This is a genomic window from Thermodesulfobacteriota bacterium, from assembly GCA_039028315.1.
In the GTDB taxonomy this organism is placed as follows: Bacteria; Desulfobacterota_D; UBA1144; order Nemesobacterales; family UBA2774; genus CR02bin9.
The window spans coordinates 1-7,611 of sequence record JBCCIH010000120.1; the positions used below are offsets into that span (position 1 = coordinate 1).

Consider the following 7,611-nt stretch of genomic DNA (forward strand, 5'->3'; position numbering starts at 1 on the left):
GCATATAGGGTGGCATCATTAGGGTCTATCTCGATTGCTTTAGTAAAATCTAGAATTGAACCCTGATAGTCGCCATTTTCAAACTTTGCCCTACCCTGGGCTACCAGTTGATCCACTGTCCTTTGAGCAATACCTGAATCAATTGCTATAACTGAGAATATAATCAAGAAAAATACTGTTTTTTGTGCAAATTTTAGTTTACTCATAGGTGCTAGTATAGATGATGAAATATTTGATATCAATATAATAAATGCAAACTTGGTTCGAATATATTAATATAGAAAACATGGCATATGATGAGAAATTGGCGAAAAGAATAAGCAACATATTTTCAGACGATAAAAATATAGGCGAGAAGAAGATGTTCGGGGGCATTGCCTACATGTATAAGGATCATATGTGTGTTGGGATTGTGGACGATATGCTCATGGTAAGGGTCGGATCAGAACAATATGAGAAAGCCCTATCTGAGAAATATGTTAGGCCGATGGACTTTACAGGAAAACCTATGAAAGGATATGTATACGTCGAACCCAAAGCTATAAAATCTGAAAAGAGCCTTCGCACGTGGATTGATAAAGGAATAGCATTTGCAAACACCCTCCCCCCAAAAAAGCCAAGGAAGTAGTAATCTAAAGTTTAATTTGTTATTCAAGGTCTAAGACTTTTTTAATAAATTCACGTGCAATCTCAAGCTCTGGATCCGTCGCTAAATCTTTTTCTAGAACTTTGTTTACCCATGCAGGGCCATGACCACCTACAAGCGGAACAAATCTTTCTAATTCTCCAACTTCAACTATAAACAATCCTAATGCTCTAAGTTTCTGTTCTAGATCGATATAATTTCCAGTTGCATCTCCCGAACTGATCGCAGTTTTACCACTTTGTTTAACATACGCCCAAGGTGATACCATTTTGAGCTTATCTTTAATTTTAGTTAGCGAATCCTCGTCTAAGTAAGGGTTCTTTTGAGATTCAAGAATTTTATCAATTTCTTGCTTAGTCTGATTTACATTTAGGGGAGGAGATATTAGGTTTAATGAAGTGCTTACTTTAGTCCAATCACTATTAAAATCGTTCCAATTTCCTCCAAAAGCTTCTACTAAATGTTTGATATCGTTTTTCTCTTTCAATATATCAAAATCGGCTATGACTCTTACATCTACACCTAAGGCCATTAGTGCTTTGATAACTACATGGATACGATGTTTGCCACCAACACTTACAAACATAACATCGGGACGATATTTACCTGGGGATAAATCGAGAATTGAATCTGATAAAGCCGAGTAAAACCTGCTATCTGAATCACTCTCACAAACTACTACTTTCTCGTGAAACAATCCATCTAGTATATTAGATGATCTTAACAAAGAATCACTCCATAGTAATTCAATATCATCTGGATTTAGTTCTCTAATTGGATTCTTATCATCATCTCTAGTGATTCGTATGATTCTTAAGTTACCAGTACCTGCATCCAACAACCCTCTAAGTAGATCGACACTATGGGTCGCTATAAATAATTGCTTATTATCACGTTTATCCTTTGCTAAGATTCTGCCTAATATTCTTGCACTCGAGGGATGTAAAAAGGCTTCAGGCTCATCTATCATTGTGATAAAATAACGGGGTATGGACAATTCTAAAACGCATCCTATGAAGCTTCTAATTCCATCACCCTGCTCTGAAATTTCTGGGATCTGTGATAATTTATTTGAATATTCTCTAGTCCAAGGTTCCCCTGCAGGCGGATTACCTACAAGGAGTGATAGCATATTTCCCTGCCAACGATTTAAAAAAAATGGAATATCGAATGCTTCCTGAGTTTTTTTACTTAAATTTTTTTCAAAATTAATATCATCAAGAAGTAGTTGAATGGGTTTATTTCGTGAGTCTCTTGAAATATCTATATTCTTAACAGGTTTGGTTGCCTGTAGACGTTCTTCAGTAGATATAAAATTACAAAAGAATCTTGTTAAACTTTCAAGATCACTCTGTCTTAACCAAGCATATTCTACAAATGCTTCATTTACTCTAGCATCAAGACCCACATATTCTACTGCAGAATTATGAATCTCTTTTTTATTATGACTTTCAAGCCAAGCAATAACATCGTCTGGAGATCCAGAACGCGCACTTTCAATCTCCAAGACAATATTCTTTGGTAATCGGCCATCTGAGTACTCTATTGAATTGAGTATTTCTCTAAGAGATACAGATTTGCCTGAATTATTTGGTCCTACTATTACTACAATATCATTAGGATGTAGATCTAATTTAGTTCCGTCATTAAAAGTAATACTAGTAAGGTGAAAATTTATATTACTAGTAGTATTTTGATCGCCCATGTTGATATTATATGTTGATAATTGCAGATGTCTTAATAGTTAGACACAAACACTATAAAATAAAATTATCTGGTTATCTACTGAGTTCCATACTGCTCGTCGTATCCGGTCGGCTTACTGTAGTCACCCTCTAGGAACATTGTCTTAGCAGGGTCCTTGTGAACAGTTCCCCTTTTGGTATCCAGATCGTCCTCAAAGCGTTTTGCGAGTCCGGGCTTATATTTATATTGAACTTTAACGCTGTGGTCTTTCTCATTGGCATGGAGCACCAAAAGCATATCCTGAGCATGCCAAGTTATAGTTTTAAAGTGCAGCATACTGCCCCTTTCTGTCGGCTCGCCATAGGTAGTTGTAAAGTATTTATCAAACTCGGTTTCAATTTCAACTTTCTCTGATTCATCAACAGATTTAAATACCAATGAGGAAGAAAGAAGCTTTTTATCATAGAATTCAAGCTCTGTCAGGACATCTCTGCCTGCAGTATCTATAGGCAGTTCAACAATCACGCCCTGCATCATAATGACTCTCATATCCTTAGAATCTTCTTTATCATGAACGATTCTCTTGCCATTGGAATCAATTATGTTCCTTGCTTGTTTTTTATTTATACCAAAAGGAAACCCTAGTGGTGATAGGTCGGTATCCTGAGAAAAAGTATTAACTGGAACCGAAAATATAAGTAAAGCCAAAAACGACACAAAAAGAGTTAAATATCTCATCATTATTCTCCCTACACTCCTTATCTCATTGTTTCATATACTTCATAAAACATAATCTCTACGTGAGCCAAAATGTTTGTATAATGTACGTCACAATAATTATAAAGAAAAAGTATACAATCAGAAACAGATATCTCCACTTCCATTTTGAATCAGCCTTAGGCAGATACAACAAACTATGAGGAACCTGTTTTTTGCCGGGCAATATTGAACTCCAGATTAGGCCTATAAATATTGCGGATAAGCACCCGGCGGCGTTCCACCATAGCCACGATACCTCGGGGAAACCAATCCATAATACGAAATTTACCAATACTCCGCACAACACTCCTAGCTTAACCCCGTTAGCAGTAGTTGCCCTAAACATTATTCCAAGCACAAAAGCTGCCAGGATCGGCCCATAGAAAAGTGAGCCTACTTTATTAATCGCTTCAATCACCGTATCAGAAATACCGCCCACCAAAAAAGCAAACCCAGTACAAATAACTCCCCAAAAAACTGTAAGCACTCGGGACATCATAAAATTATGGCTTTCAGAGGCATCAGCATTTATGAATTTTTGATATATATCCCTCATTGTGGCTGCGCTAAGGGAGTTAATAGCAGAGTCTAGACTGGACATAAACGCGGCAATTAAAGCAACTACAATAAAACCAATAACACCGTGCGGTAGGTAGTTAAGTACAAATGTCGGAACCATATAGTCATAACTGCCATCTGGGATAAGGCTTAAAAAAGTCTCACTTTGAAGCGCATATGCTCCTATTAAAAGTCCCATGGTCAGATATGCCGCGACAATCAGCACGCGCGCAATACCGTTTAGCATAAGTGAGCGCTTTGCCTCATCAAGGTTTTTAGCGCTCATTTCTCTTTGAATCTGGCTCTGATCACAACCGTAATAGGCGACATATAAAAAGAACCCGCCAACTACCAGCGCCCAGAAACTAAAATCCTCTCCATCACCAAATCCGTGTGAGTTGAGATTTAGCATTTGCAGCCGCTCTGCTTCAAACCCGGTCAGCAAATTTTCCCATCCTCCGATCAGAAAATATGCTGTAAGTCCCGTTATCAGAATTCCTAAAGTTAAAACCAGCATCTGAATTACATCTGTGTAAATAACCGCCTTTATGCCGCCAAGCACATCGTAAATTATTGTTACAAAGCCTATAATTATTATTGTTGGAGTAAGCGGAACATTTAATATTGCAGAGAGAACAATGCCGATTGCATAAATCCCCACACCGGTTGCAAGGGCCCTGCTTATTTGAAAGATTGAGCTCACGACTACTCTTGTGGAGGAATCAAAACGCCGCTCTAGATAAGCATATAGACTAACAGCGCCGGTGCCGTGAATTACTGGGATAAGCACAATCATAATAAATACCATCGCAAGCGGAACAGCGAATTCAAAACCTATCCATTTAAGACCGCCACCTGGTTTAAGCGCAACAAACGCAGGAGCGGAGATAAAGCTGATTGCACCTAGCTGCGTAGCCATGGTAGAGACTCCTATAGCCCACCAAGGCACTGTTCTTCCGCCTAGATAATAGTCCTCAACGCTTTTTTGTCCCCTGCTCAAATAAAAGCTGAGTCCGATTAGAAAACTAATATAGATTGCTATTACAATCCAGTCTAAATAGTTCATTTTGCTCTATATAATTAATAATATTTAAATAATCTTGTATTAGGCTTTGGGCTAAACTAATATAAAACACTAAGCGGAGGTTAACAATGAGCTCTGGAAGGAAAAAGATTATAGGCGTGATCGGGGCCGGTGATGCGGGACAAAAGGATTTGGAAACTGCACAGGCCGTTGGTGAGGAAATAGCCAAAAGCGGGTACACGCTTTTATGCGGCGCTATGGGCGGCGTGATGGAAGCAGCATCTCGGGGAGCAAAATCACAAAACGGGACTACTATTGGCATTGTCCCCGGAAGCACGAAGACTGAATGTAATGAGTTCATAGACTACGCTGTAGTTACAGGAATGGGACACGCCAGAAATCTGATAGTTGCCGGATCATCAGACGCCATTATTGCAATAGGAGGAAGCTTCGGTACATTATCAGAAATAGCCTTCGCATTAAGACTTGAAATTCCAATCATAGGACTTGGCACCTGGGATGTATCTGAAGATATTACAAAAGCGAAAGATCCCAAAGAGGCAGTGCATATGGCTGCTGGGCTTATTGGCCCTGGTAATTAGCTATTCCTGCGGAAAAAGTGCGCCGCCAAAACCCTCAGTACCACCTCCAACTGATCCCCAGGTACAAAAATGTCTTCCCGCAGATTTTCAGACAGTTACTAGCTACAGCTATCACACCCTAGAGCTGGGTGAAACACTTTATAGAGTATCCAAAATGTATAATACGACCGTAAACGATCTCATAGAGGTAAATGGGATTGATGACCATACAGATATTCCAGTAGGCACAAGACTCAGAATCCCAGGGGCTGTTGTAAGCGGACAGGGGCTGATATGGCCTGTTTCAGGCAGGATATCTTCGCGTTATGGAATGAGATGGGGTAGAATGCATGAGGGCATAGACATAGCTGCTCCAAAGGGAACGCCAATAAGGGCCGCTGCAAATGGTCTTATTGTCGCTAGCGGCTCAAATTTAAAAGGATACTCAGGTTACGGTAGAATTATAATCATAGACCACGGAAATGGAATGAGGACACTATATGCACATAACAGTAAAAACAGAGTGAATTCAGGCAGTTGCATAAGAACTGGAGAAGTAATCGGTGAAGTTGGATCAACAGGGAGATCGACCGGAAACCACCTTCATTTTGAAGTTAGAAAAAACGGCAGACCAGTTAATCCCTCAAATTACCTGCCATAAGCTGAATAAGGAGACTGTAAAATGGAAGAACTTAGAAAACACATTAGAGATATACCGGGATTTCCAAAAGAAGGCATAATTTTCCATGACATCACGCCCCTTTTGCAAGATGCCAAAGCTTTTCAACAAGCTGTGGATGAAATGGCCAAATTGCTAGAAGGAATAGATATAGACTACTTGGTAGGAATAGAAGCAAGAGGTTTTATATTTGCGTCAGCTCTTGCAATGAAACTAGACGTTGGTCTAGTGGTTGTGAGAAAGCCCGGCAAGCTGCCCTATGTTACAATTAATGCTTCTTATGATTTAGAGTACGGTTCTGACTCGCTCGAAGTTCACAGAGATGCGATACATGACGGAAGTAAAGTAGTTATAATCGATGATCTTCTTGCTACTGGAGGCACTGCTGCTGCAACTGGCGATCTTATAAAACAGCTTGGCGGAGAGGTGCTGGGATACTGCTTTTTGGTTGAACTTACTGCACTTGGAGGGGTTAAAAAACTAGAGCCTGACACAGTTTGGTCTTTGTTAAAGTACGAAGAATGAAGATAGGAATAATTTTAAACCCACTAGCCAGAATTAATAAGAAAAAGAGTTCTGATATTATAGATGAACTTAAAGAGATCTTCGGAAGTAAAGCTGTGCTGTGTGCGACAACTAATAAAGATGAAATACCAGATGTAATAAAGGATTTTCATAGTGAGGACATAAAATATCTTCTCATTAGCGGAGGCGACGGCACAATCTGCAATGTGCTATCTTGGTACATAAACCTTTACGGAGAACAAGAGCTTCCGGTGGTAGTGCCGCTTATGGGCGGAACAATTAATATGATCGGTTCAGACGTTGGGCTTAGAAGAGACCAGCTCTCCGTGTGCAAAGACTTAAACGAACTTATAAATAGCAAAAAGAATATTCCTATAACCCAAAGAGGACTTTTGAAGGTTGAAGACAAACACCTTTCAAGACCTACTTACGGCTTTACTTGGATTGACGGGCTTTTATATAATTTCATGCTTGACTACTACACTAAAGGCGCCGGCATTCAGGTGGCATCGATGCTGGCGATTAAAACCGTTCTTATGTCTATAGCAGACTCAGAAAACGGTATATTCAAGCAGATCGATTCAGTTGTAGATATTGACGGCAAAGAGTTGCCCCATAAGGACCATATCTTTTTGGTCTCATCTTACTTAAAAAGATTTGTCTTTGGATTTAATATTTTTAACGATGAACCTGAGCCCGGGGTTTCATTTAACACCGTATATATGAGAGAGCCTTATCTAAAAAAATCTAAACATAAAATACCCCTTGGTCTCTACCGAGGCCTTGAATCTGATGAATGCGGAGATTTTGTGAATCAGGCCGTTCATAACTTGCGGATAGAGAAAAATATGGGATATATAATTGATGGTGAGATTTATGATCATGAAACTGAAACCCAAATCAATATAAGCTCAGGGCCAAAAATTAATATTTACTCTCCTAAAGGGGAAGAAGAGCTGTCAATCTAGGATACATATATGCAGGAAATTAGGGTCAACCTTAAGAAAACACAAGATAATTCATACGATATTGTAATTGATGAAGGGCTATTGGAATCGATCCCCGAGCGGATCAGCAATGCCGGTCTTGGCCACAAATTTGCCATAATAACAGACTCCAACGTAGAGCCTCTATATGCAAAAGATCTATCAAA

9 protein-coding genes are annotated in these 7,611 nt (G+C 39.3%); 5 read left to right on the forward strand and 4 right to left on the reverse strand.

Going from position 1 to position 7,611, the window contains the following annotated elements:
• Positions 1-206: tetratricopeptide repeat protein (locus AAF462_08130; GenBank protein ID MEM7009084.1), on the reverse strand; the 206-nt coding region annotated here is incomplete at its 3' end.
• Between the two features lie 98 nt (positions 207-304).
• On the opposite strand from AAF462_08130, the gene AAF462_08135 reads away from it, so the two are divergent.
• Positions 305-628 carry a TfoX/Sxy family protein gene (locus AAF462_08135; GenBank protein ID MEM7009085.1) on the forward strand — a complete coding sequence of 108 codons (324 nt, stop codon included), beginning with the start codon at positions 305-307 and terminating at the stop codon, positions 626-628.
• A 19-nt stretch (positions 629-647) separates the two neighbouring features.
• On the opposite strand, the gene AAF462_08140 is transcribed toward AAF462_08135, so the two are convergent.
• The 3 genes from AAF462_08140 to AAF462_08150 form a co-directional block, all read right to left on the reverse strand.
• Entirely contained in the window at positions 648-2,351 is a 1,704-nt protein-coding gene (locus tag AAF462_08140) for an AAA family ATPase (GenBank protein ID MEM7009086.1), read from the reverse strand.
• A gap of 77 nt (positions 2,352-2,428) precedes the next feature.
• Positions 2,429-3,070 carry a hypothetical protein gene (locus AAF462_08145; protein MEM7009087.1) on the reverse strand — a complete coding sequence of 214 codons (642 nt, stop codon included), beginning with the start codon at positions 3,068-3,070 and terminating at the stop codon, positions 2,429-2,431.
• Between the two features lie 58 nt (positions 3,071-3,128).
• A complete protein-coding gene (locus AAF462_08150; GenBank protein ID MEM7009088.1) occupies positions 3,129-4,715 on the reverse strand; it encodes a sodium:solute symporter in 1,587 nt (528 codons plus the stop codon).
• 86 nt (positions 4,716-4,801) lie between these two features.
• Here AAF462_08150 and AAF462_08155 point away from each other — a divergent pair, with 86 nt between their 5' ends.
• From AAF462_08155 to AAF462_08170, 4 genes are read left to right on the forward strand one after another with little or no spacing between them, the layout of a single operon-like run.
• A complete protein-coding gene (locus tag AAF462_08155; GenBank protein ID MEM7009089.1) occupies positions 4,802-5,275 on the forward strand; it encodes a TIGR00725 family protein in 474 nt (157 codons plus the stop codon).
• The gene (locus tag AAF462_08160; GenBank protein ID MEM7009090.1) at positions 5,259-5,915 is read left to right on the forward strand and encodes a LysM peptidoglycan-binding domain-containing M23 family metallopeptidase; all 657 of its coding nucleotides are present in this window, start codon (positions 5,259-5,261) and stop codon (positions 5,913-5,915) included. The genes AAF462_08155 and AAF462_08160 overlap by 17 nt, the downstream gene beginning before the upstream one ends.
• Before the next feature lie 21 nt (positions 5,916-5,936).
• Positions 5,937-6,458 (forward strand): adenine phosphoribosyltransferase, encoded by a 522-nt coding sequence (locus tag AAF462_08165; GenBank protein MEM7009091.1) that lies wholly within the window; start codon positions 5,937-5,939, stop codon positions 6,456-6,458.
• On the forward strand, positions 6,455-7,426 hold the full coding sequence (locus tag AAF462_08170; GenBank protein MEM7009092.1) for a diacylglycerol kinase family protein: 972 nt from the start codon (positions 6,455-6,457) through the stop codon (positions 7,424-7,426). The genes AAF462_08165 and AAF462_08170 overlap by 4 nt, the downstream gene beginning before the upstream one ends.
• The last annotated feature ends 185 nt before the right edge of the window (positions 7,427-7,611 follow it).